The sequence below is a fragment of the Streptomyces sp. NPDC048278 genome (assembly GCF_040652195.1).
Lineage (GTDB): Bacteria > Actinomycetota > Actinomycetes > Streptomycetales > Streptomycetaceae > Streptomyces.
On record NZ_JBEZLP010000026.1, the window covers coordinates 93,085 to 117,391 of the forward strand.

Annotated in this window: 15 protein-coding genes; 8 read left to right on the top strand and 7 right to left on the bottom strand. The window is 70.0% G+C overall.

The window, feature by feature from the left end; translation table 11 throughout:
• Window positions 1–43: 43 nt before the first annotated feature.
• On the bottom strand, window positions 44–6,340 hold the full coding sequence (locus AB0D74_RS35120) for a protein kinase (protein ID WP_362595937.1): 6,297 nt from the start codon (window positions 6,338–6,340) through the stop codon (window positions 44–46).
• A 309-nt stretch (window positions 6,341–6,649) separates the two neighbouring features.
• Between AB0D74_RS35120 and AB0D74_RS35125 the strand changes: the two genes are divergently transcribed.
• The 5 genes from AB0D74_RS35125 to AB0D74_RS35145 all read left to right on the top strand — a co-directional run bounded on the left by AB0D74_RS35125 (window position 6,650) and on the right by AB0D74_RS35145 (window position 16,235).
• On the top strand, window positions 6,650–9,718 hold the full coding sequence (locus AB0D74_RS35125) for a sigma-70 family RNA polymerase sigma factor (RefSeq protein WP_362595939.1): 3,069 nt from the start codon (window positions 6,650–6,652) through the stop codon (window positions 9,716–9,718).
• A 43-nt stretch (window positions 9,719–9,761) separates the two neighbouring features.
• Window positions 9,762–12,887, top strand: coding sequence for a helicase-related protein (locus AB0D74_RS35130; RefSeq protein ID WP_362595941.1), 3,126 nt, complete (start codon window positions 9,762–9,764; stop codon window positions 12,885–12,887).
• The gene (locus AB0D74_RS35135) at window positions 12,884–14,731 is read left to right on the top strand and encodes a DUF1998 domain-containing protein (protein ID WP_362595943.1); all 1,848 of its coding nucleotides are present in this window, start codon (window positions 12,884–12,886) and stop codon (window positions 14,729–14,731) included. The genes AB0D74_RS35130 and AB0D74_RS35135 overlap by 4 nt, the downstream gene beginning before the upstream one ends.
• Complete coding sequence (locus AB0D74_RS35140; RefSeq protein WP_362595945.1) at window positions 14,728–15,816, top strand: DNA helicase; 1,089 nt, start codon at window positions 14,728–14,730, stop codon at window positions 15,814–15,816. Before AB0D74_RS35135 ends, AB0D74_RS35140 begins: the two co-directional genes overlap by 4 nt.
• 224 nt (window positions 15,817–16,040) lie before the next feature.
• Window positions 16,041–16,235, top strand: coding sequence for a hypothetical protein (locus AB0D74_RS35145; protein ID WP_362595947.1), 195 nt, complete (start codon window positions 16,041–16,043; stop codon window positions 16,233–16,235).
• Window positions 16,236–16,615: 380 nt separating this feature from the next.
• Here the strand turns inward: AB0D74_RS35145 and AB0D74_RS35150 are convergent, their stop codons facing one another.
• The gene (locus AB0D74_RS35150; protein WP_362595949.1) at window positions 16,616–17,341 is read right to left on the bottom strand and encodes a DUF4142 domain-containing protein; all 726 of its coding nucleotides are present in this window, start codon (window positions 17,339–17,341) and stop codon (window positions 16,616–16,618) included.
• Window positions 17,342–17,811: 470 nt separating this feature from the next.
• On the opposite strand from AB0D74_RS35150, the gene AB0D74_RS35155 reads away from it, so the two are divergent.
• A complete protein-coding gene (locus tag AB0D74_RS35155) occupies window positions 17,812–18,717 on the top strand; it encodes a helix-turn-helix transcriptional regulator (protein WP_362595951.1) in 906 nt (301 codons plus the stop codon).
• Between the two features lie 16 nt (window positions 18,718–18,733).
• Here the strand turns inward: AB0D74_RS35155 and AB0D74_RS35160 are convergent, their stop codons facing one another.
• From AB0D74_RS35160 to AB0D74_RS35180, 5 genes are all read right to left on the bottom strand, one after another.
• Entirely contained in the window at window positions 18,734–19,549 is an 816-nt protein-coding gene (locus tag AB0D74_RS35160; RefSeq protein WP_362595953.1) for an SAM-dependent methyltransferase, read from the bottom strand.
• Between the two features lie 96 nt (window positions 19,550–19,645).
• Window positions 19,646–20,335 (bottom strand): nucleotidyltransferase family protein, encoded by a 690-nt coding sequence (locus AB0D74_RS35165; protein WP_362595955.1) that lies wholly within the window; start codon window positions 20,333–20,335, stop codon window positions 19,646–19,648.
• 66 nt (window positions 20,336–20,401) lie between these two features.
• Complete coding sequence (locus tag AB0D74_RS35170; protein ID WP_362595957.1) at window positions 20,402–20,806, bottom strand: tautomerase family protein; 405 nt, start codon at window positions 20,804–20,806, stop codon at window positions 20,402–20,404.
• A 103-nt stretch (window positions 20,807–20,909) separates the two neighbouring features.
• A complete protein-coding gene (locus tag AB0D74_RS35175) occupies window positions 20,910–21,713 on the bottom strand; it encodes an MBL fold metallo-hydrolase (protein WP_362595959.1) in 804 nt (267 codons plus the stop codon).
• A gap of 181 nt (window positions 21,714–21,894) precedes the next feature.
• On the bottom strand, window positions 21,895–22,767 hold the full coding sequence (locus tag AB0D74_RS35180; RefSeq protein ID WP_362595961.1) for a LysR family transcriptional regulator: 873 nt from the start codon (window positions 22,765–22,767) through the stop codon (window positions 21,895–21,897).
• Window positions 22,768–22,937: 170 nt separating this feature from the next.
• On the opposite strand from AB0D74_RS35180, the gene AB0D74_RS35185 reads away from it, so the two are divergent.
• Window positions 22,938–23,966, top strand: coding sequence for a nitronate monooxygenase (locus AB0D74_RS35185; protein WP_362595963.1), 1,029 nt, complete (start codon window positions 22,938–22,940; stop codon window positions 23,964–23,966).
• Between the two features lie 76 nt (window positions 23,967–24,042).
• On the top strand, window positions 24,043–24,180 hold the full coding sequence (locus AB0D74_RS35190; protein ID WP_362595965.1) for a hexameric tyrosine-coordinated heme protein: 138 nt from the start codon (window positions 24,043–24,045) through the stop codon (window positions 24,178–24,180).
• Window positions 24,181–24,307: the final 127 nt, after the last annotated feature.

Genomic DNA, 24,307 nt, shown 5'->3' on the forward strand with positions numbered 1-24,307 from the left:
TCAGCGGGCGGTCGTCGTCGGTCGTCAGTCGGTCATCGGCCGGTCAGTGGGCGGCCGGGGAGCCGAAGTAGCGGGTGTTGGCGGTGGCGATGGCGTCCCAGTCGGCGCCGTGCGGGAAGCGGACCACGTCCCAGGTGGCGTCGAACAGCCGCTCCTCGGCGTCGCCGTCGCGCAGCGCACTCGCCTCGGCGTCGGGGCCGTCGACGAACACCGCGACGTTGGCGCCCGGGAGCCGGTAGACGAAGTCCGGTGCCGCGTTCGCGTCCGTCAGGAAGACGTCCTTCTCGTCGGGGAGCCGCAGGCCGCGTGCCTTCACCCAGCCCAGGAAGTCGCCCTGTGCGGCCAGTTCGGTCAGTGCGGACGCCGACGCCTCGACCGGCGTGGGAGCAGCGGGGGATTCGGCCAGCAGCCGCCGGTACTGTTCCGACCGGGACTCACCCCGCGACTCCCGCTCCGCCGTCGCCGACGCCAGCCGCACCAGCAGCCCGGCTACCGTGTGCCGGTTGATCTGGGCGTGGTCGAGCTGGTTGCCGTACGTGAGGAGGCACTCGTAGCAGCCGAGCGCGCAGGCCCGTCCCGGGCGATGCTCCTCGCCGCCCTCGTCCTTGCCGTCCGCCGAGAAGTGGCAGATCTCCAGTGCGCGGCGGGCCGCCTTGGCGAGGGCGTCGTCCTCGGCCTGGAGACGGCGCAGCACGCCGGCGCCGCCCTCCGCCGCCTCCATGAAGAGGATGCGGCGCCTCGGGCCGTCGTCCGGCGGCAGCAGCTCGCTGGACAGTTCGGCGTCCTCCAGCTCGAAGGCGGCCTCGATGCCGCGCTCCAGCGCGTACATGAGCGTGAGCGCGATCGGCTCCGGCAGCGCCTCGTCGAGGGTGACGACGAGGATGTTGCGGCGGTCCTCCACGAACGGGATGACGCGCTTCTTGCGGCGCCGCTCGTTGCCGTCCTCGTCGACCGGCGGCAGCTCACTGAAGTCGCCGACCGCCTCGGCCGCGTCCTTGTCCTTCATCCAGCGGCCGTCGGCCAGGTCCAGCCAGTAGCCCGGCGGTTCGTCCGTACGGGCGCGTACCCGGCCGGTGTTGGTGATGCGGACCGTCGCGGAGTCGCCGTAGGTGATATCTGCCAACTGCCCACCCGCGTCCGCGATCGTCGCGTTGAGGCGGCCCTTGCGGATGCCGTGGTCGTGGAAGCGGTACGACGTCTCCAGCCGGAAGCCGGCCCGGCGCCGCTCCTCCTCGTCCGAGGAGATCCGCTCCCGGCGCGTGGTGTACACGGTGTGCAGGTGGAGAAGGCCGTACGTCGCCGCGCCCAGCGTCTCGTTGCAGAAACCGCAGCGGTCCTCGCGCTCCTTGGGCTCGTGGTGGTAGCCGCAGTTCGCGCAGCGGCGGGCCTCGCCGGTGGTCAGCTCGCCGGAGGAGTCCGGGGGCAGCTGGATGCGGGTGACCTGGTAGCGGGCGCCCTCGTGGTAGATCAGCGCGCCGGGGCCGAACTCGCGGATGGCGAGGAAGCGGGGGCGCTGGAGGTAGTCGCCGTCGCCGCGGCGGCGGCCGATCGTCGGGATGTACGCGGCCAACGGCAGGCGGGGGAAGCTGTAGCCGGGGAGGAAGCCCTCGGAGGCCAGGTAGCGGTAGGGGGTGAAGTCGGAGAGGACCGACTTGCTGTCGACGCTCTCGTTCATGAGGAGGTTCAGCTGGGTCTCGGCCTCGCGGCGGCGGGCGTTGGCGCGGATGCGGTCGCCCTCGGTGAGGCTGTAGTCCAGGCGGCGCTTGTTCTGGACGTACTGGTCGTCCAGGGCGGCCCGGAACAGGCTGCGCCAGCGGTCGAAGGCGCGGTCGAAGCGCTCGGCGACCGTGCGCACCTTGTCGTCGATCCAGTCGTCGTGCCACCACGTGGTGTCCACGAAGTCCTTGAACAGCGGGCCGAGGACACGCAGTGCCGCGTTCACCGTGCGCCGCTGAGCACCCTCGTCGTGCGCCGCGTCCCGGATGTCCGACAGCAGGTGCAGGGCCGGGTCCGGGCGGTCGCCGGTGTCCGGGTACGACACATCGAGCACCTCGGGCAGGGAACGGCCCAGGCGCAGGCCGGCCTCGGCGATCCAGATGCCCTGGAGGTGGGAGAGGACCAGGTCCTCGTTGGCCAGGTCCAGGCGGGGCGGGGCGACCGCGCCCGCCACCATGCGCCAGGGCTGGCGGAAGTAGTACTGGTCGTGGCTGTTGCCCGTCGCGCAGTACGTCGTCACCAGCGCGGGCTGGCCGCTGCGGCCCGCGCGGCCCGAACGCTGGGCGTAGTTGGCGGGTGTGGGCGGCACATTGCGCATCATCACCGCGTTGAGCTCGGAGATGTCGACGCCCAGCTCCATCGTGGGGGAGCAGTACAGGAGCTTCAACTCGGCCTTACGGAAGGCCTCTTCACGGGCCTCGCGGTCCTCCGGAGACACCTGGGCGGTGTGCTCGCGGGCGTACAGGCCCGACAGCGCGTCGGCCGTCTCCCGGTACAGCTTGAGGAAGAACGTGTTGATGCGCGGACCGTCGCCGCTCTGGTACGTGCGGGTCAGCGGGTCGTGCGCGCCCGACTCGCCCTTGCCGGCGCGCCAGACGAGCGACTGGGCGGCCACCCGGTAGCCGGGCGTGGCGGCGGACGACGTCCTGCGGTAGCGGCCAGCGCGCTGCGGGGCGGCCTCTACCTCCTTCACCAGGCCCGCCTTGGTCAGCACCTTCAGCAGCTCGGCGATGATCAGCTGCAGGTCGTCCTGGTCCAGGTCGAGGAAGGCACGGTCCGCGCGCCGCAGGTACTTGCCGAACTTGCCGCGCGCCGACAGGAACAGGCTCGAACGGTCCGTGCCGGGCCGGGAGGGGTACGGGAAGGCGGTGCCGACCTTGGGCTTGTCGGCGGAGGACAGCACCCACGGGTCGACCAGCCGCTCCTCGCTCGCGCGTTGGAGGGAGTCGAAGGTGTCGTCACGGAAGTACGACACGTCGATGGCCAGGGAGCGGCGCATCTCGTCCAGCAAGGCCTTCGTGACCTCGGCCCGCAGCGCCGGGTCGGCATCCCGCAGCGCCTGGTGCGTGCCCTCCCAGCGGTCCTGCTTGGCGGCGACCCACTCCAGGTCCTCGTAGTCGATCTCCAGCAGGCCGGTCTGCTCCAGGTTGGGCATGGTGATGCGCCAGCCGCGTTCGAGGTCGAGGTAGAGGCGGAATGCGACCACGTCCCGCAGCGTGCGGGCCGCGTTACGGGCCAGCGACGGCGGCAGGTCGGCCTCGCCGGTGTAGTCGACGGGGGAGACGGCGAGCGCGTTGGTCACCGCCGAGGCCAGCTCCTCGTGGTGCAGGCCGTCCTCGCCGGAGTCCAGCGCCGCCCGGTACAGCGCCCCGCGCAACTGGGTGATCTGCACGAAGTCGTTGAAGTGGCCCGCCTGGAGAGAGGCGTCCTGCCGGTTGTCGACGAAGGTGAGGAGCTTGCGTGCCTTCTTGTCGAGGGCCTCCTCCGGTACCGACTTCAGCGAGCGGACGATCGACGCCGAGACCAGCGAGGTCGCGGAGGAGCGGCCCTCCTGGTCCAGCGTGGCCAGTTTGGCGAAGTCCCGGCCGCGCGTCTGCTCGTACGCCACGCCGCAGTGCAGGCAGAACAGGAACGGCGAGGGCACGAACGCGGCCTTCAGCTCGCCCCGGCCTTCGCGGCCGAACGTGTCTACGGTGACGGCCTTCGGCACCCGGTCGCGGTACGTGCGCTTGACGACCTCCTGGCCCTTGTCGTCCAACTCCAGCCAGGATTCCGGCAGTCGGCGGTCGTCCACCGCGTACTGCACGTTGGACGGCCACTCCCGCTCGTGGTCGACGTAGAGGTAGCCGTCACCCTGCCGGCCGCCAGTCGCCGAGGTGTCGCGGCGGGCCTCGTAGCGGACCTCGCCGTCCTTCTCGGTGCGCCACACCGTCAGGTACTCCTGGCCGCACTCCCGACAGAAGGCCAGCGGCATCAGCGACTTGCCGCCGCTGCCCGGCTGTTCCAGCTGGTAGGAGCGGGTGAGGTGGCGGGCGGATTTGTCCTCCAGGGTGACGTAGACGGTGTCACCCTTGGAGAGGAACTGGTGCAGGCGGAACGCGAACAGCGGCCGTTCGTTGCGCGGGTTGAGTGCCTGCGAGCCGGCCTCCAGGGTGGCGCGGATCGCCTTCGTGCACAGCTCCTCGTCGACGCCCGACGTCTTGTGCAACTCGCGTGCCGCGACCTCGATCTGGGCCGGCGGCCGGCGTACGAGGCGGCCTGTGGCATCGTCCTCGACGAGGCCGAAGCGGCCCTCGATCCAGCGGGCCAGCGGGTCCTGCGCCAGGTCGTCGTAGGCGCGCGGGGCGGGAGACATGAGGCGCTCGGCCGGTACGGTGTCGGGCGCCTCGCCGGTCGCCCGGACCAGGGTCTCGCCGATGACGTGCTCGGGGCGGACCGTGGTGCCGAACAGCGTGCTCGCCACACCGGCGACCACCTGCCGCTGGTCCTCCAGCGTGCCCTCCGTCGACATGGTGGCCGACGTTCCGATGCACTGAAGGTTCTCCGCCTGGCAGGCTTCGCGGACCCGGCGGATCAGCAGCGCGACGTCGGCACCCTGGCGGCCGCGGTAGGTGTGCAGTTCGTCGAAGACGAGGAACTCAAGGCCCCGCGCCATCCGGATGAGGCTCGCCCGGTCGGCCGGGCGAGTCAGCATCAGCTCCAGCATCACGTAGTTGGTGAGCAGGATGTCCGGCGGGTTGTCCCGGATCTCCTTGCGCTTCTCGTCGTCCTCCTGGCCCGTGTAACGGGCGAAGGTGACCGGCTCGCGGCCGGCGCCGTAGCCGTCGCGCAGGTACTTCTCCAGCTCACGCAGCTGGCTGTTGGCGAGCGCGTTCATCGGATACACGATGATCGCCCGCACCCGCTTCGGAGCGTCCGGGCCCTCCTCGTCGCGCTCGTGCAGCACCTTGTTGACGATCGGGACGATGTAGGAGAGCGATTTGCCGGAGCCGGTGCCGGTCGTCAGGACGTACGACGCCCCGGAGGATGCGGCGTCGATGGCGTCGCGCTGGTGCCGGTGCAGGAGCAGCGGCCGGCCGTCGCAGACGGTGCCGCCCTCGGTCTTCTTTGCCTGGAAGATGCGGGCGCACTCGGGGTGCAGCACCTTCTGCTGGGCGAGCTCGACCACCGTGCCGCCGCCCTGGAAGAACGGGTTGAGCGACAGCCAGGGGTTCGGCCACTGCGACTTGTCGTCGAGGTCCTTCTCGACGTACGCCTTGATGCGCTCGTCGCGGATGACGGTGCCGCCCTCCGTGAAGGAGCGGTAGTCGCGGATCAGCGCCTGGTGGACACCGAAGACGTCCATGCCGGCGCCGGAGCTGGTCACCGGGACGGGCCGCTGCGGCGGGGCGGTCACCGGGGCAGGGGCGGCCGCGCGCAGGGGGAGCATCGGGTCCCGCTCGCTCCACGAGGGGACCAGGCTGGTGTCGTCTGACTGCACGGCGAGGGGGAGTAGGGCGTTCCGTACGGTCACGGCGTCGGCCGGGCGGTTCGCCGGGTCCTTGGCCAGCAGGCGGTCGACGAGACGGGCGAGCTCGGCGGGGACCTCGCTGCGGATCGCGCGGACCGGACTGGGCTCCTGGTGGACATGCCGCTCGGCGAGTTCGTACGCCGACTCGCTCGTGAACGGAGGGACGCCGACCAGCATCTCGTACAGCACGCAGCCCAGCGCGTACAGGTCGGCGGCCTGGGTCACCTGCTTGGCCTGGCACTGCTCCGGCGCCATGTAGCGGGCCGTGCCCACGCTGACGCCCGTGCTGGTCAGACGGGTCTGGTCCGGGTCGTCGACGATGCTGCCCATGCCGAAGTCGAGCACCTTGACCGTGCCGCCCCGCGTGAGCATGACGTTGGCGGGCTTCAGGTCCCGATGGACCACGCCCTTCGCGTGCGCGGCGGCGAGGCCGGCTGCGATCTGCGCGCCGATGGCGGCGACCCATGCGACGGGGAGCTGCGATTCCTCCTCGATGAGGTCGCGCAGCGACTCGCCGTCCAGGAACTCCATCGCCAGGTAGGGCAGATCGTCGCAGTCCGCGGCGAGGCCGCCCGCGACGAGCCTGGTGAGGTTGGGGTGCTCCAGCAGGCGCATGATGTCCACTTCGCGGGCGAAGCGTTCCACGGCTTTGGTGTCGCTACCGGTGTCGATCCGACTGCCGGTGCGGCGACGCAGGATCGTCTTCACGGCGACGGTGCGTTCGGGCGAGTCCTCGGGAGCGCAGAGGTCCTCGGCCCGGTGGACCTCCCCCATGTTGCCCCTGCCGATGACGCGTCCGATACGGAATCTGCCGTCGACGAGCTCGTGGCTCACTGCCGCTCCTTTGCCTACTGCTCGCGTTCTCGCGGCTTCGAACCGGAACGCGCCCCCTGATCTGCTGCCGCACGGCCCATGGTGTCAGAACGGACAGTGAGGCAGTCGTTACCGTACACGATTAGCCTCGTATGGGATAGGTGTTCAATCCGTTGACATCGTCAACGCGTCACCTCTAATCTCGCTGTGAAGCGAGCGGGGGTGGGTGGCGTGCAGGATCGAACCGTCGGAGAAGCGGCCGTGCCTGGCTTGAGAGCCGCGATGGGGGAGTTGCTGTCTCGCTTGAGGCGTGCCGCCGTGAAGGGTGTCGTGCCGGAGCCGGTCTTCGCGGAGAACGTGCGCACCCTGGGGCTCGGCCAGGCCGAGCGTGACCGGCTGCGGCATGAGTTGGCCCGGTTGGGGCTGCATGTCCAGGACGTGCGTGTACATGTAGATGCGGACTCTCCGGATGTGGAAAAGGTTGCATGGATTCGTGGGGAAACTGTGTTCCCCGGTGTCGATGTGGTGCACGCGCTGCTCCTGCGCTACGCGGACGCCGACGGCTATGTGACCTCTGAGGCGGTGGACGGCGTCGCCCGTCTGGCAGGACTCGGCACCCGGCAGACGGCTGCGCTGCGGGCCTGGGCAAAGCTGCGCGACACCGATGGCGACTCTGCGATGGACGGCCCTCATGCGGAGGAGACTCGGCCTAAAGGTGACGGGGGCGCGCAATTGGCCCCCGATGAGCCCGGGACCGGGGCGGAGAGTCGGGATGTCGCCGCCGCCGTGGTCGCGGCGCTGGCGGTACTGGAGGAGGACCGCTTCCGCAGAGGCCCAGGGGACCGTCTCCTCAAGGCAGAAGCGGAGGTCGGCCTCGCCGTGCTGCTACGTGGCGGCACGGCTCGCGTGGGCCAGGAGCCCGATGCCGAGGAACTGAGCAGCCTGCCGCCCGGTGACCTGAGGATCAGGGCCCGGAACTGCTTGGTCCTGCACAACCAGCGCCTTGTGCACTCGCTCATCCGCCCCTACCTGGAGCAGGGGCTGGATTACGAGGACCTGTTCCAGGTAGGGGTGCTCGGGCTCATGAGAGCGGCGCGCAAGTTCGACCCGGCGAAGGGCTACAAGTTCTCGACGTACGCGACCTGGTGGGTCCGCCAGCAGATCACGCGGGCCATCGCGGACGAGGGTGCGCTCATCCGGATTCCGGTCCACATGCACGAGCAGATGCGCAAGGTCTCGGCTGCGGAACGCGCTCTCGCCGCGCAGGGGCGGCCCGCGTCGGCCGTCGACGTGGCGGTGCAGTGCGACATGACCGTGCAGAGGGTGGAGGAGATACGGAAACTGAGTCGACGCACCGACTCGCTCGACCGCGTCATCGGTGACGGTGCCACTCTCGGAGACTTCGTCGGGGAAAGCCACGCCCTGCCGTCGGTGGAGCACAGTGTGGTGAACGCGCTCCTGATGGAAGACGTCATGGCCGTCATCGACACCTTCTCCGAGCGCGACGCCCGAGTCCTCGTCCGACGCCTGGGCCTCGATGGCGACGAGCCCTCGACACTCGACGAACTGGGGCGGGAGTTCGGCGTGACCCGGGAGCGCATCCGGCAGGTGGAGAGCAAGGCCCTCTCCGCATTCAGGGCGCGCCTGCGGATGGCCGGCATCAGCAGGTACGAGGGCGGGGACGCGCAGGAGGCCGTGGAGTACTGGAAGCAGGCCGGGTTGCCGAAACGGCGTGCTCATGGTGAGGCGATGCCGGAGGTCTTGGTGGACGGGCCGTCATCCCGGGCCGACGACGGGCCGCCGCAGGCCGATGAGCCGTCACACCGGAACGACGAGGAGGAGGCCGCGGCGGTGGAGGAGAGCGAGTGGAATGCGGGGAAGGACACGCTCGACGGCGTCATGGAACCCCCGTCTCCGGCTTCGGCCGCCCAGGTCGCCGAGCGAGAAGGGCCCGACGAAGCAGACGAGCCCGAGTCGCCTGAGTCGCCTGCGGAGCGCAGCCCGGCCGAGCCGGTGCAGCGCACCGCGGACTGGGAGAAGGCCGTGCGCCTGGGGGCGAGGTTCGAGGGCGGCATCGACTGGCTGGCCGAATACGCGCTGCTGGCGCTGGGACAGGCCCAGCTGACGGTGATCCTCGGCCCTCGGGCCACCGCGGACGTCGTACGCGCCGCGCAGGAACGCAGGATGCCGGACCGCCAGGTGCTCACGGCTCTGGAAGTCCTGCAGCGCGTCTTCGACACCTTGAGAAAGGCCCAGCTCCGGCCAGAGGACTTCTTCGAGCGGCCGTCGACGGCACTGGTCGAGCTGACCCCCAGGGCGTACCTCGCCAGAAAGCCACTGGTGAACTCGGAGTCCCGCCTTGCCCTGCGTGACGCGCTACGGGAATTCACTGTGGGCAACCTGACCTCACAGGCACCCGGGGAACGACGCCCCGCGTCCGATGCGCACCTGGGCGGCGCGTCCGCGGGGATCTCGGACGGTGAGGCCACGATGCCGGAGGGCGTGTCCGGCGATGCGCGACCGACCATCCCCGGGACAGGTGATGGGACGAGTCGGACCGAGACGATCCCCCTCCGTGGTGCACCCTCAGGTGAGAGCGGGGAGAGTCACCACCACGTGCCGGGACAGGATGAGGCGGTGGACGGCGAAGAAGGCCCTACCGCAGCGGACACAGAGCTGTCCTCTGAAGACCCGGATGAGAGAACACAGGCCTTCGCTGTTCAGGACGACGAGCAGGGGAGCGCTGACGACGGGCAACTCGTCGCCGGGCTTCGCCGTGAACACGAGGCTGAGCTGGAGCGTGTGCGGCTCGAACACCAGGAGTGCCTCGCCCAGGAGCGCCAGGCGCGGCAGGCCGCCGAGGCTCGTGTCGCTGCCGTGGTGGCGGACACCGAGCGGCAGCTCGACGCCCTTGAGGACGCGTTGCTGCGGCGTATGGACAGGACACTGGCTCGCCGCGAGCAGTTTCTGCGGAGCGAGGCCGAAACGCGGATCGCGCCGCTGAAACAGGAACAGCACACGGTGCGGCAGGGACTCACCCGTCGGGTGGAGCAGGCGGAGGAATCCGCGCAGGCCGCCGCGGAGGACGCGGATTTCCACCGGAAACGGGCGGGGGCGGTGGACCGCCGTCTGCGAGAGTACCGCGACGGAGCCGAGACGCGTATCTCCGACCTCGAGTCGAGACTCCGGCAGGCGAAAGTCGCACTCGCCGGGCGGGACCGAGCCGTCGAGGCTGCCCGTCGGCATGCGGAGACCGTCGAGCAGCAGGCCGCCCAGCGCATCGCCCAGCGCGAGCACAACGCCTGGGCCCGCATCACTGAGCTGGAGCAAGAGCTGGCCGCAGCGCAGTCAGCGGACAGCAACCACACCACTTTCCGGGACCGCTGGCGCCGGATCTGAAGCGCGCGCCGACCGCGTCTCCGTAACTCTCCCAAGGAACAGCATGGACCCCAGACAGGAACTGGTCGCCTACCTGCACAGACAGCTCGTCGGTCCGGCGGGAGGCGACGGCGAGACGCTCGACGCCCCACCGGATCGGCAATACCTGATGGGCACCCTGTATCCCCAGGACGCCGATCTGCAGCGCCAGTTGGACCTGGCCGCAGAGGAACAGGACGGTGTCGGTACGGAGAGGGTGGCCGAGGATGCCGCTCCCGCCGCCGACCCCGTTGCGGAGTCGAACTCGTGGCTGCCCTCCTCGCTCGGCCTCAGCTTCTACACCGACGCCGCCACCGTGGAGATCCGCTGCTCCGGTGCCCGCTACGAGACCCGCTCCGGTACGAGCGAACGGGGCCGGAGCTGGCAGCGCATCCCACTACCGGCGGAGACGCACACTCTCGGCCCCGACCGTGACCAGGTCACCGTCCTCGACGCGCGCGCAGAACTCCGAGTCAAGCGCCGCGCGTTCGGTACCGGACAACTGGTGACCGTGGCTCTGGTCAACGCGGCCCGGCACGGGCCGGCCCTCGGCAAAGCCGCCCAGTGGGACCGCATGCTGTTCCAAGTGGAGCTGGAGACACGGCCCGTCGACGGCAGAGTGCTCCAATACCCGAGCGTCCGCCTCGCTAGCCGCGACCTGGAGGAGCAGGAACTGCGCCTGCAGTACCAGCACGTACGCACCCACGCCGTCGGACACGGCTGCGCGGTCGAGGAACAGTACGACGATGCGGAGGGCCAGGTCACGGCGCTGCGTGCGGCAGTCATGCCGGAGGCCGAGGTCACCGGTGTACGGGCGGCGGGCCTCAGCGGCACTCCGGTGCTGAATCTCGTGCACCTCGCCGACCCCGACGTCCCTGTCGACCAGCTTCGGGAAGAACTGTGGGAGTTCGCCGCCGCCTACCGTGCTTGGTATGTGGGGCAACTGAACGCGGACATCCCCGAGTGGGGGCGAGCCGCCGCGGACCGCGTCCTGAGCCGTATCGCCGCCGTCGTCGCCCGCATCGAGTCAGGGGTGCGCACCCTGTGCGATCCGTCCCGGCCCGAACTGCTGCGTGCCTTCCGTACCGCCAACCATGTCATGGCCCTCCAGATGCGTCACTCCGCCCCGGATCTGGCGGGGACGCGACGGCCTCGCCGCGATGCCGTACCCCCGGCCCCGAAGCCGACTCCCGACGCCGCTTGGCGCCCCTTCCAGCTGGCGTTCTTCCTGCTGGCCTTGGACGGAGTGGCCGACCCCCGGCACCGGGACCGGGCCGTCACCGACCTCATCTGGTTCCCGACCGGCGGCGGCAAGACTGAGGCTTACCTGTTGCTCGCGGCCTTCACCATGACACTGCGCCGACGCGAACCCGACGGGGGCGGCACCGCGGTCCTCAGCCGCTACACACTCAGTCTGCTCACCACCCAGCAGTTCCAGCGCGCGGCCACCACCGTATGCGCCCTCGAAACCCTCCGCCGGGCAGACCCGGCCGGCTACGGCGAGGAGCCCTTCTCCATCGGCCTGTGGGTGGGCGAGACGACCACACCGAACACGTACGAAAAGGCCCGTGCGGCCTTCGACGACGTGCGCGCCGCCGCCCGGCCCGAGGACGTCTTCATCCTCGACCGCTGTCCCTGGTGCGGCACCCGCATCCTGCCCGCCCACAAGTCACCCGACATCGGCGACTACGGCGTGCGCGCCGGAGCGGACTCCTTCGCCTTCTTCTGCCCGCGCGAAGAATGCGTCTTCCACGATGAGTTGCCCGTCGCCGTGGTAGACGAGCACCTCTACGACCGGCCGCCCACGTTCGTCCTGGGCACCGTCGACAAGTTCGCCCGACTGGCATGGGAGCCCCGCGCGGGACGGCTGTTCGCGGCGGGCGGTACGCAGTTGCCACCGTCCCTCGTCATCCAGGACGAACTGCACCTGCTTACCGGCCCCCTCGGCACCACGGTCGGCCTGTACGAGGCCGCAGTACTGGGGTTGTGCACCAGGCCCGACGGCATCGGACCCAAGATCGTGGCGTCGACGGCCACCATCCGCCGTTCGGGCGAACAGATCCGCGCCCTCTACGGCGGTGGCGTCCAGCTCTTCCCGCCCGCCGGGCTCGACGCCCGCCACTCGTACTTCGCGGAACCGGACACCTCCCGGCCCGGCCGCCGCTACATCGGCGTCATGGCCCAGGGACACACGGCAGGCCGCGCCGCAGTCGCCGTGGCCGCCGCCATGCTGCAGGGCGCGTGGGAACTGCCCGAGGAACACCGGGACGCCTACTGGACACTTGTCGCCTACCACCACAGCCTGCGTGAACTCGGCCGGACCGTCACCGCAGCGGCCGACGACATTCCCGCCCAGCTCGCCGGGCTTGAATCCGGTGGCGGAACAAGGCAGTTGACGGATCACCAGGTGCAGGAGCTGACCAGCAACCTGCCGCGTGCGGAACAACCCGTCCTGCTCGACCGGCTGGAAAGGCCGTGGGGGCACCCGGAGTCGGTGTCCTTCCTGCCCTGCACCAACATGTTGTCCGTCGGCGTCGACGTGAAGCGACTGGCACTGATGCTCATGCAGGGGCAGCCCAAGACGACGGCCGAGTACATCCAGGCCACCAGCCGTGTCGGCCGCCACGCCGTGCCCGGCCTCGTCGTCACGTTCTTCAACGCCACCCGGCCGCGGGACCGTTCGCACTACGAGACCTTCGACGTGTACCACCGCTCCCTGTACCGGCACGTCGAACCGACCAGCGTCACCCCCTGGTCCGTACCCTCGCGCCGGCGCGCCCTGCACGCCGCATTCGTCATCCTCGTCCGGCACCGCCTCGGTCTCGCCGCGGAGAACCAGGCGGGGGCGATACTGCACCGCCTGCCCGAAGCGGAGACCCTCGTGGAGGAACTGGCAGCGCACGCCGAGGCCTGCGAACCCACCGCGGGTGACGCCGTACGCAAGGAACTTTCGGACCTCCTCGCCGACTGGGAGGAAGCCGCGCGCGCAGCACGCAAGGACGGCCGGGAGCTGTTCTACCGCAATCAGGGCAAGGGCCAGTCCAACCTCATCAAGAGCTTCGAGCAGAGATACGGCCTGTGGGAGACGCCCAACTCGATGCGCAACGTCGACCGGGAGTGCCAGGTGATGGTGAAGGGAGCCGACCTGTGAGCCGCACACTGCGGGTACGCCAGTCCCAGACGGTGGTGCCCTTCGGGGTCGGAGCCGTCTTCGACATCCAGGGTGAGTCGTTCGTCGCCACCGGCATCGGCGACTGGCCGAGCCGGGGCAGGCAACAGGTCGACTCGCCCCGGCTGGCCTCCCGGCTCGGAGTGACCGGCTTCTACGCCGCTCCGGCGACGGCCAACGACCGGTTCGACACGCCGGACGCACCCGGGGCGCCGTACATCCGTTTCCCGTCCTGGCTCTTCTGCGGTGCCTGCCGTCGCATGACCAGGTGGCGTATCGCGGACGAGAAGCCCGGCCGTCCGCCGCGCTGCCCGTCCTGCTCGCCGGGGCGGGCGTTGGCGCCCATGCGATTCGTGCAGATCTGCCCGGCCGGACACCTCAGCGACGTCGACTGGTGGTTCTGGGCCCATTCCCGGCAGGACGCGGGCGAGCGCCGGCAATGCGGCGACCGCGACAAGCTGCGCTTCCTGGTCTCCGAACGCGCCTCCGGCCTCGAAGCGCTCTCCGTGGTTTGCGCCGCCAAAGACTGCGGAGCGGCTAGGGACCTGCTCGACATCCTCGGCACGCACGGCATGCGCTGCTCGGGACGCAACCCCTGGCAGCGGGCGAGCGAGGCCGTAGAGTGCGTGAAGCCGGTGCAGGTGGTGCAGCGCACCGCGGGAAACCTGTACTACCCGATCGTTCACTCTGCGCTCGACATCCCCGAGAGCGACGCACCGACCGTCACCGACGACGCGCTCGCCGCACGAGTGCGTGGACACGATCTGTGGGTGTCGCTGTGCAGGGGCGCCACCTCACCGCGGGCCGAGGTCTTCCGCTCGATGATTCAGGAGGACACCGGCGCCGACGACCAACTCCTCGACACCCTCCTAGCCGAGGAGACGGGCAGGCCGGTCGCAGCGACCTCCACCGGGACCAGTACTCCTGAACGACCCGATCTGAGCCGGGAGGAATGGGCAGCCTTCACCTCTCCCACACCGCCGGCCACCCGCGACTTCGCGCTGCGCGAGACCACGCTCGGCCTCGCCGGCGAGACCGCCGACCCCTGGGCGGGCCTCGGCCGACGGTTCGGCCGAATCGTCCTCGCCGACCGGCTGCGCGAGGTACGCGCCCTGTCGGGCTTCACCCGGGTGTCCCCGGACGCCACCCTCGTCCCCGCCGACACCGCTCGGCGCCTGAGGTGGCTGCCCGCCGTCGAAGTCTTCGGAGAGGGCATCTTCCTCACTCTGAACAAGAGCGAACTCGCCACCTGGGAAACGGACACCGGAGTCCGACACCGGGTCTCCGGCATGCGAGCCGACCTCGACCGCTCCTTCCAGAAGGACCGTCTGGAGAGCCTGACCGGACCGGAGCTGTCACCGCGATTCGTGCTCCTGCACACCCTCGCGCACCTGCTGATCCGTCAGCTCTCCTACGAATCCGGATACACCACGGCGAGTCTGCGTGAACGCATCTACGCACGCCCTGAGCAGGATCAGTACGGCATCCTCGTCTACACGGCCGCAGGAGACGCGGAGGGAACCCTCGGCGGTCTCGTCCGGCAAGGTGAGCCGCCCCGGCTCGCCGAGACCCTGCTCCGGATGACGGAGGCCGCAGCCTGGTGCTCGGCCGACCCCCTCTGCGCCGAGCACACCGGCCAGGGCTTCGGCAACCTCAACCGCGCGGCCTGCCACGCCTGTGCGCTGCTCCCCGAAACCAGCTGCGAGACCGGAAACGCTCTTCTCGACCGTGCCCTCGTCATCGGCGGTGAACTGGTGCCCGGCTACCTGGAGTCCATCGTCACCGCGGCCCGCGCCGCGGCCGCCGACGCCGTGGAGGAGATGTGACCATCACCTATCTCGGCCTCACCGAGGAACAGCGCTCCTGCCTCGACGATCTGCCCTTCGACGGCAATCACCTCATCAGCGGTCCGCCGGGAAGCGGCAAGAGCCTCCTGGCGGCCCAGCGAGCCGTGATGCTCGCCCTGACGGGAACATCGGTGGTCTTGCTGACCTACTCCAACCTGCTGCACCAGTCACTGGCCGGAGCCGTCCACACCCTGGGACCCGCGGACCGCAGCGTGCGGGTGAGGACCGTGCACGCCTGGCTCACCGAGTGGTACGGCAGCAAGCCGCCCGCCGGTCCGGACGGCTGGTTCGACTGGCCCGCCCTGTACGAGCGGGCCGCGGCGATCGACCCTCCGCCCGGACTCACCCTGGTCGTGGACGAAGGCCAGGACCTGCCGCCGGAGTTCTACCGTCTCTGCCGACTGTTGGGGGCCCGCACGACGGTGTACGCGGACGAGTGCCAGCGTCTGACCGACACCAACTCCACACTCGCCGAGATCGCCGAGCGCCTGGGCCGCTGTGTGCGCCACGAACTCGACGGCAACCACCGCAACACCCGGCAGATCGCCTCCTTCGCGGCCCACTTCCACACGGGAGCCGGCCTGCCCCCGATCCCCGAACGGGACGGCCCGCCTCCGCGGCTGCACCGCCTCCCGCAGCGTGGTGCCGCGGACCTGGTGATGCTGCTGGCCAAGCAGCATCCGCAGCACACGATCGGCGTGATAGCCCACTCCAAGCACACTCAGTTCTCATTGCTCGGCACCCTGCAGAACAAGGCGCCCCGACTCAAACCGCAGCTCTACACCTCCGATGCCTGGAAGGGCGGCCGCTACCACCGCCTGGATCTCGGCCGTCCCGGTGTCGTCCTGGTCCATCGGAGAAGTGCCAAGGGCCTCGGCTTCGACACCGTCATCATCCCCGACACGCACACTGACGCCGCGACTGATCCCACCTCGGCCGGGCTGCGCATGGAGTACTACGTCATGGCCACACGAGCCCGACACGAATTGCATCTCGCTTACGAAGGCGCATCCGAGCCGCCGCTGTTGGCGCAGGTAGGGCCAAGCGAGTTGCTACGTGGCTGACACGGCCAGGAACGGCACGGCGTCCGGAAGCATCCCGGTCGGGGCCAGCGCGAGCAGGCCCGAGCCTCCACCAGAGCCGTTTCACTACTGTGAAGAGATCACGCGTCTGGACGCCTCCGTGAGGCAGCTGGCTGGTAGGAGATTTCTTTCTCTGCCCGTCCTTAGGCCCGGCGGGTAACCCTTGGCGCGCACCAGCTGTCGAGGGCCAGCGCGACAATATCGCCGTGCGGTATGTCACGGTCGGCGTTGTAGCGGCGGACGCGTCGGTGGAGCACGTCGGGAACGGTGTAGTTGAACTGTCTCTGTTTGGTGTGGTGGTTGCCGATGAATTCCATCGTGTCGCGGTGGAGATAGAAGAGGTCGTCGGCGGGCCGGGACTGAGCTTCGAGTGCGCCATCGCACGCAGCCGTCGGACATGATGCGAGAGATCGGGAAGAGCCCTGACCTGTTCGACACCGCCCGTCCTCGGCCAATTCGGAGCCAAACGGAGGGCGATTTGCCTCTGACTGCCTCCGATCGCCTGCGCAACCCGACTCAGCAGGTCACAGCCGATCCAGCCCGCGGAAGCGCAGGTCAGAAAGGTGCTCCAGGAATACCCGGCGTACAGCCCGACTCGTCTGCCGCTCCTTGTTTCCGCAGCCGTGTCGATCGCCGGTCGGGCGGCAGGCCGTGCCTGACGAACATCTCCGGTACGGCCGTGGACCCGCCGGCCCGGAGAGGCGTCGATCAGCAGCGCGTCGCCGGGGGTCGGCGGGAGGTTGGGGCCGAACGTGGCGGTCGCTCGGCCCGGGTCCTCACCTCACCCCACCGTCGGACTCGGCGACACCGTGCTGTTGGCCCGTGGAGTGAGGACGACCTGTGGCTGGCCCGCGACCGCGGGTGGCGGGGTCAGGGACTGGGCCGGGAGGCCGGGTGAGGCGGTTTCCTGGGCGAGGGCTTGAACGAAGTCGACCAGGCCGGTCTTCTCGACGGCCGTGATGTGGTCGAGGACGGTGTCGTTGGCCTGGTCGGCCAGCGCGCGGACCACCGAGTTCCTCGTGGTGGTGCGGACGCTCGCGATCGTGGTGAGGAACTGGCCGTTCGTCGCGCGCACGGTGGTGGCCAGGTCCGTGTCGAACTGCTTGCCCGTTTCCGCGCCGAGCCGGGTCTCGAAGCTCTGCTGTTGCGGCGACGGCTGGTTGGGCAGCGTGATGCCCAGCTGGTCGGCGACCTTGCGGCAGGCGGCGTCCAAGGCGGCGTCCCCGTCGACCAGTTGCTCCCCGGCGTTCCTGACCGCCTTCGTCGTCCCCTTCTTCGAAGCCCGCTGCCCGACGGGGTACTCCCACAGTCCGGCCGCGCGCACTTCGACCACGAAGTCCCGGTCGGCCTCCGTCAGCGGTCCGGTCGCCGGGGTGGCGACGACCCGTTCGGGTGCGCTGCTGACCTTCTGGACTCCGAGCATGGCGGGGTAGAGGAGGGAGCCGAGGGTCATGCCGAGCGCACCACCCACGAAGAGAGTTCCCGCCGCCTTCCGTGAAACGAGCACCGTGTCTCCTGATCCGGTTCTTCGGATCCCGCACGGACTGACATACGGATGCGGGGGCCCCGTAGAACCTTTTGGGCTCGTCATGGGTTTGCAAAGCGTCGGTGGCCGACGGTGTGAAGAAGGGCCGTTCGGCCCTATCGGCAGGGCCAGGTAGGGACTGTCGGCCCCTGTCGGGGCCGGGTGCCTCGCGGTCGATCATGTAGCGACGACCGGGAAGGGCCAGGTCCATTCCCGCACTTCTGGTCTTTTCCGGCTCGTCGACGACAGTCACCGGCTGATGGGGCCGGAGGGCGCCGTTCGGTCATTCGCGCAGGTCATGCGCGGGTCACGCGCAGGTCGCCGGGGACGGCGGCGAGGAGATCCGGGGGCGAATCCGGCCGACGGAAGCCACGGTTCCGCGTACGGGCCCGGGCCGTGCGGTCCCTGTGCTTGTATGCATGGAGAGTCGCGGGCAAGGCAAGGAGTACTCCATGGGCGGCGAAGAGGTCTTACGGACACCGCACGACAGCGGAGCCCTGGACGGGCAGTCGGCGGGGCCCATGGTGCCGAGGCTGGCGCTGGGCGCGCGGTTACGGCGGCTGCGCGAGGAGCGGGGCATCTCCCGCGAGGCCGCGGGGGAGTCCATCCGGGCCTCCCGGTCCAAGATCAGTCGGCTGGAGGCCGGCCGTCATGCGTTCAAACTGCGTGACGTGGCCGATCTGCTCACGCTCTACGGAGTCACGGACGACGCCGAACGTGCCACTCTGCTCGCGCTCGCGGAACAGGCGAACGCGCCCGCCTGGTGGCAGTACTTCAACGACGTGGTGCCCGCCTGGATGCAGCCCTTCCTCGGAGCCGAGCAGGCGGCGAGCGTCATCCGGTGCTTCGAGGTCCAACGCGTTCCCACCCTGCTGCAGACCCCCGACTACGCGCGTGCCGCCGTCCGGCTCGCCCACTCGGACGCCTCCGCGGAGGAGACCGAACGGCGGGTGCTGCTGCGGATGACCCGCCAGCGGATCCTGCACCGGCACCCGGCGGCCCAGCTCTGGGCGGTGATCGACGAGGCGGCGCTGCGGCGCCCGGTGGGGGGTCGCGCGACGATGCGCGCCCAGCTCCGGCATCTCGTCGAGATGTGCCGGCTTCCGCAGGTCACCCTGCAGATCATGCCGTTCGCGACCGGCGGCCACGCCGCGGAGTCCGGGCCGGTCACCATCCTGCGGCTGCCCGGCGGGCAGTTGCCCGACGTGGTCTGCCTCGAACGGCTCGGCACGGCCCTGTATCCCGACCGGCCGGCCGACGTCGAGTGCTACTGGGATGTCATGAACCGCCTGGTGGTCGAGGCAGAATCACCGGACGAGACTCCGACGATCCTGCATCGCGTCCTCCAGGAGACCTGAAGCCCTTGAGCCCTGATCAGTGCTTCAGGGCGACACCGCCGTACTGGTGCACCTCCTCGGGCAGTTCCCAGGCACCGGCGTCGGGCCGCCAGCGTGAGCACGACGCCACGCCCGGCTCCAGCAGTTCCAGGCCGTCGAAGAAGCGCGCGATCTGCTCGGGGCTGCGCAGGATGTACGGGAGTGAACCGCCCTCGTTGTACTGCCGGATGGCCTCGACGTACTCCTTGCTCGTGTCCGTGCTGTCGTACTGCACGAGGTAGCTGCCGGGAGGCAGTGCGTCCACGAGCTGACGTACGATCTCGCGCGCCTGGTCGAGGTCCGCGATGTGGCCGAGGATGCCCATCAGCATCAGGGCGACGGGCTGGTCGAAGTCCAGCGTCTTCCTGGCCTCCCGGACGATCGTGCTCGGATCGCGCAGGTCGGCGTCGACGTAGTTGGTGACGCCCTCCGGCGTGCTGGTGAGCAGCGCACGGGCGTGTGCCAGGACCAACGGGTCGTTGTCGACGTAGACGATGCGGCACTCGGGGGCCACCCGCTGGGCGATCTCGTGGGTGTTGTCCACGTTGGGCAGTCCGGTGCCGATGTCGAGGAACTGGCGGACGCCCTCGTCGGCGGCCAGGTGGCGGACGGCGCGGGCGAGGAAGTACCGGGCGGCACGGGCGCCCGTCTCGATGCCGGGGAAGGTCGCGCGGAACGCGTCGCCGGCCACCCGGTCGACCTCGTAGTTGTCCTTGCCTCCCAGCCAGTAGTTCCAGATCCGGGCCGACTGCGGCACGGAGGTGTCGATCTTGGAGAGTGCCTCCTGCTCGGAGTTGTCTGCCTCGTGCGCCATGGAAGCTCCTGTGTCTGCGTGTGGTGAAGAGGACCGAACCGTCGAACTCCGGTCGTGGCTGCCCACGCTATTGCCCGACGCCCCGACTCAGGAGCATCACTGGCTCCAACTGCCGCTGTTCAGACGTCCGTTGGCTTGATTTCCTTGCGCAGGGGGCGCGGCCGAGCCGTACCGGGTCGGGGTGCCGGTCTCCACGGGCCAGTCCAGCACGGTGAGTTCGGGCCACTGCTGCTGCCACCGTGCCGTCTTGGTCTCGTAGACCGAGCGCGGGGCAAGCACCGGGTTCGGCCGGACGACGAGGTTGAACACGTCCGAGAGGCCGTGCGGCGCGTACACGCGCCACCGGCCGTCGGGCTCCAGCCGTACCCCCAGACAGCACGTCGTCGCGGCGAAGCTGTCGATCGCCGCCTCGGTGGAGTCGTACGGCGGACATGCCACGCCGAACTTCTCCTCGTACCAGAGGTGGACCCGCGCCTCGTTCCGGATCTCTACCTCCGCCGGGAGGCCGGAGAACACCTCCCGGCCGGTCTGGATCACGGCGTCCTCCGCTTCCCAGGACAGCCGGCCGGCATCGAAGTAGAAGACGTCGTAGTCCTTGATGCCGGCGGCCGGCGGTCTGCCCGTGACCACGTTCCACACGGTCTGGAACAGGCATCCCGCCGTCACGTACCAACCGGGCAGGTCCAGCGTCGCAGTCCGCGCCAGCACCTCCGTCAGCACGTCGTTCCGTGACAGCACCGCACGCAGGGATTCGAGTTGCTCGTCGAGAGGGAGTCGGCTGATCACCCTCCCTGCGTACCACAACTCGCCCTGAGCCAGGGCGAGTCCGCCTCTCGCGGGGCCGCGCCCCGGTCAGTCGCCGGGGACGGCCAGGTCGCCCTCGACGTACTGGGCACGGCCGAAGCCGAACGACCAGTCCTGGGGGCCGTTCTCGATGATGCCGACGAAGACGTCCGCGCCGCCGATGCCCAGGGGTTCCAGCTGCTTGGCGACGGCCCGGAAGACCTGTTGCTTCACCTCGGTGGTGCGGCCCGACTGGGTGAAGACCTGGATCATCACGAGTCGGTCGGTCCGCTCGAATCCCAGGCCGGCGTCGAGGGCGATGACGTGGTCCGCGTCGTGCTCGGTGATGACCTGGAAACGGTCCCGCTCGGGGATCTCCAGAACGTCCACGAGCGCCCGGTGTGCCGCATCGGCGATCGCCCGGATCTCCTCGGGGCGGCGTCCGCGGATGAGATCGATTCGTACGAAGGGCATGGCTTTCGTTCCTAACTTGCTTACGGTGTCTCTGGTGTCTCTGGTGTCTCTGGTGTCGTCCGGTGCATTCGGTGGGGTGCACCGGGGAGTGGACGGTGGGGGATCAGGAGGCCAGTGGCACCCATGTGCCATGGGGCGCGACCCGCAGCAGGGCGGACAGGCCGGCCTCGTGGAAGGCCAGTTCGGTCTCGGGCCGTCCTTCGGAGAAGTGGGCCCAGCCGTCGTAGTGGGCCGGGACGACGGTGTGCGCGCCCAGGACGGCTGCCGCCGCGGCGGCTCCGCGGGCGGTCAGGGACAGGGGACGCCCCTCGAACTTCGCCGGGACGCGGGCCGCGCCGGCGTGCAGGACGGCCACGTCGATGGCCTGGATCCGTCGGGAGATCTCGGCGATCGTGCGCAGGGAGGCGTTGTCGCCGCTGATGTACACGGTGGGAAGGCCCTGCCCGGACAGCACGAACCCGGTGACCTCGCAGTTGACGTTGCCGTCGGCATCGCGCTCGGCGTCCTCGGGACCGTGGACGGCGGGCACCGCGAGCACCGTTAGATCGCCCCCGCCGTCCGGGCGGGGCAGGAGGTGACCGGTCCACGGGGAGAGTCCGACGGCCGGTGCGCCGAGGCGCTGGGCCGCCACGGGGCCGGTGAGGACCAGCGGCGCGGTCTTCGCGAACGCCCGGCCGCGCTCGTCGAGATTGTCGGGATGGGCTTCGTGGCTGACCAGAACCAGGTCCACCGGTCCCACGCCGTCCTCGTCGACGGCCGGACCGGCCGTCTTGGTGAGGTAGCCCTGCGGGCCGGCCGGGTCGAAGGTCGGGTCGCTGACGACGCGCAGTCCGCCGATGTCGATGACGGCCGTCGGCCCGCCCAGGACGGTGATCGCGCAGTCCTGCCGGGACAGTGCTGTCGTCATCGCGGACCTCGCAGAATGATCCTGATCGTTTCGCTCACACCGTCGACGCTAATGATGACCCGGTGCGGCGTGAAATGCCTGTCGTGGTGCATCCATGTGCGGCAGGCATGGATCAGGCATGGGTACTGCTCACCGACCGGCCTGTCCATGGCCTGCCGGTGCGGGCGTCACTTCGGTGCAGTCACTTCGCCGCCGTCTCCACGGCGGCCTCCAGGAACCGGCGGACCAGTGTTCGCTGGGCGTCGGGCAGATGGACAAGGGTGACCGGGCTCGGCGGTGCGTCGGTGAGGGGCACGAAGCGTACGGCCGGGTGCTGGGTACGGCGCCGTGCGACCTCGGGGACGATGCCGATGCCGCGGTTGGCGGCCACGGACTCCAGCCACTCGTCGTAGTTCGACGTCTCGATGATCCGGTCCGGGCGCCGGCCCACCGGCCAGGACCAGGGGCCGGTCGTGCCGCTGACCATGTTGACGACCAGGGTCCAGTGCCGGACGTCCGCCCAGTCCAGATGGTCGAAGCGCGTCAGGTCGGAGTGCTCGGAGCAGACGGCGATGCGCGGTTCGTCGAACAGGTGCAGGGTCCGCGCCCCCCTCGGTACGTCGAAAATGGGCGCCTCGACGTCGCCCCGGACCACGGCGATGTCGAGCGTGTGCTGACGCAGCGCCTGAAGGGGATCGTCGATCCGGGTCAGGGCGACCGTTGCTCCGGTGCTCTCCTCGAAGCGGCCGACGGTCTGCTGCGCCCAGGGATCGGGCAGCAGCCAGCTGAAGCCGAGCCGCAGGGTCACGCGGTGACTCGCGGCAGCGAGCGCCTGGTCCAGCGCCGCGAGGACCCGCTCGACGTGGACGAGGAACTCGGCGCCGGTGTCGGTCAGTTCGACGTGCCGGGAGGAGCGGTCGAGCAGGCGGACACTCAGGGTGCCCTCCAGCTGCGCGATCGTACGGCTCAGCGCCGGCTGGGTGATCAGCAGTTCCTCGGCGGCCCGGGAGAACGAGCGGTGGCGGGCCACGGACGCGAAGGCCCGCAGGTGACGGAGTTCGACGTCCACGCTCATCGCGTCCCTTTCCGCGATCCATGCCTGCCGTGCATAGCGGCAGCTTAACCGGCATTTCACAGGCTCACGCGGGCTGTCTAGCGTGAGGTACGGGCATCGAACGTCAGAGTGACGTAAGGGCATCGAACGTCAGCGTGACGTACGGGCATCGAACGTCAGAAGGAGTCGCCGTGCACCAGCTGCTTTCGGACGTCGGAGTCGGTCTCCCGGTCCTCGCCGCGCCCATGGCCGGCGGCCCGAGCACGCCCGCGCTCGTCACGGCGGCTGCCCGGGCGGGCGGCCTCGGTTTCCTGGCCGGCGGTTACCGGACCGCCCAGGCCCTGGCCGGACAGATCCACGCCACGCGTGGCGAAGGGGTTGCGTTCGGCGTCAACCTGTTCGTCCCCGACCCGGTGCGGGTGTCCGGCGAGGCATACCGGCGTTACCTCCGCGAGGTGCAGGCGGAGGCCGACCCCTACGGGCTGACGCTGCCCGGCGAGCCGGTCGAGGACGACGACCACTGGACGGACAAGATCGACCTGCTGACCTCCTCTCCCGTTCCCTGGGTGTCCTTCACCTTCGGCATCCCGGACCGCGCGGTCGTCGGTGCCCTGCGCCGGGCCGGAAGCACCGTCCTGCAGTCCGTCACCTCGGCCGACGAAGCGCTCCGGGCAGCCGCATCCGGCGTCGACGCGCTGATCGTGCAGGCGTCGGCCGCCGGCGGTCACTCCGCCACGCTCACGCCGGCGCAGCCGCCCACGCCCGTTCCGCTGCCCCGCCTGATCGCCCAGGTCCGCCGCGCAGTCGCCCTTCCCCTCATCGCCACCGGTGGGATCGCCACCGCCACCGACGTCCGCGCGGCGCTGGACGCCGGGGCGGTGGCCGCCATGGTCGGTACGGTGCTGCTGCGTACGAAGGAGAGCGGGGCGTCCGCACCGCACCAGGCGGCCCTCGTCGATCCGGCCTTCGACACCACCGTCGTCACCCGTGCCTTCACCGGCCGGCCCGCACGCGCCCTGCGCAACCACTTCACCGACCGCTACGACCCCCTCGCCCCGGTCGGCTATCCCGCCCTGCACCACCTCACGGCTCCGCTCCGCAAGGCCGCCACCGCGGCCGGTGACACCCGCCTGATCCACCTGTGGGCCGGAACCGGCCACCGCCTGGCGAAGGACGAGTCCGCCGCGGACACCTTCGCGCGACTCGCCGGTCAGGCGTGACCACGTGGGTGACACGTGGGTGAGAGGCGGAGGACGCGGGGCACGACGATGGAGGCAGGAGCGGAGGGCGGGGACGGTGCCGACAGTCGCGATACCGGTCCGTGGCAGGCTGCGCCCGGTGTACGCCGAGAACCCGGACTCTCTGATCGCGATCGGGCACGTGGTGGCTCTTGAGTTCGCCACCGTCGCGGCGGCGAACAACTACTGGCGCTGACCTGTCGCCGGCTCCGGCACCCGCCTCGGCCGCATTTCCTCGGCCTTGTCTCGGCCTCCCTCGGCCCGTCTCAGCTTCCCTCGGCCCGTCTCGGCCTCCCTCGGCCCGTCTCGGCCTCCCTCGGCCC

Excerpts from the sequence above, each read along its gene's own strand:
- AB0D74_RS35160 (WP_362595953.1), bottom strand. The coding sequence starts at position 19,549 with ATGGCGCACGAGGCAGACAACTCCGAGCAGGAGGCACTCTCCAAGATC.
- AB0D74_RS35180 (WP_362595961.1), bottom strand. The coding sequence starts at position 22,767 with ATGAGCGTGGACGTCGAACTCCGTCACCTGCGGGCCTTCGCGTCCGTG.
- AB0D74_RS35170 (WP_362595957.1), bottom strand. The coding sequence starts at position 20,806 with ATGCCCTTCGTACGAATCGATCTCATCCGCGGACGCCGCCCCGAGGAG.
- AB0D74_RS35155 (WP_362595951.1), top strand. The coding sequence starts at position 17,812 with ATGGGCGGCGAAGAGGTCTTACGGACACCGCACGACAGCGGAGCCCTG.
- AB0D74_RS35175 (WP_362595959.1), bottom strand. The coding sequence starts at position 21,713 with ATGACGACAGCACTGTCCCGGCAGGACTGCGCGATCACCGTCCTGGGC.
- AB0D74_RS35130 (WP_362595941.1), top strand. The coding sequence starts at position 9,762 with ATGGACCCCAGACAGGAACTGGTCGCCTACCTGCACAGACAGCTCGTC.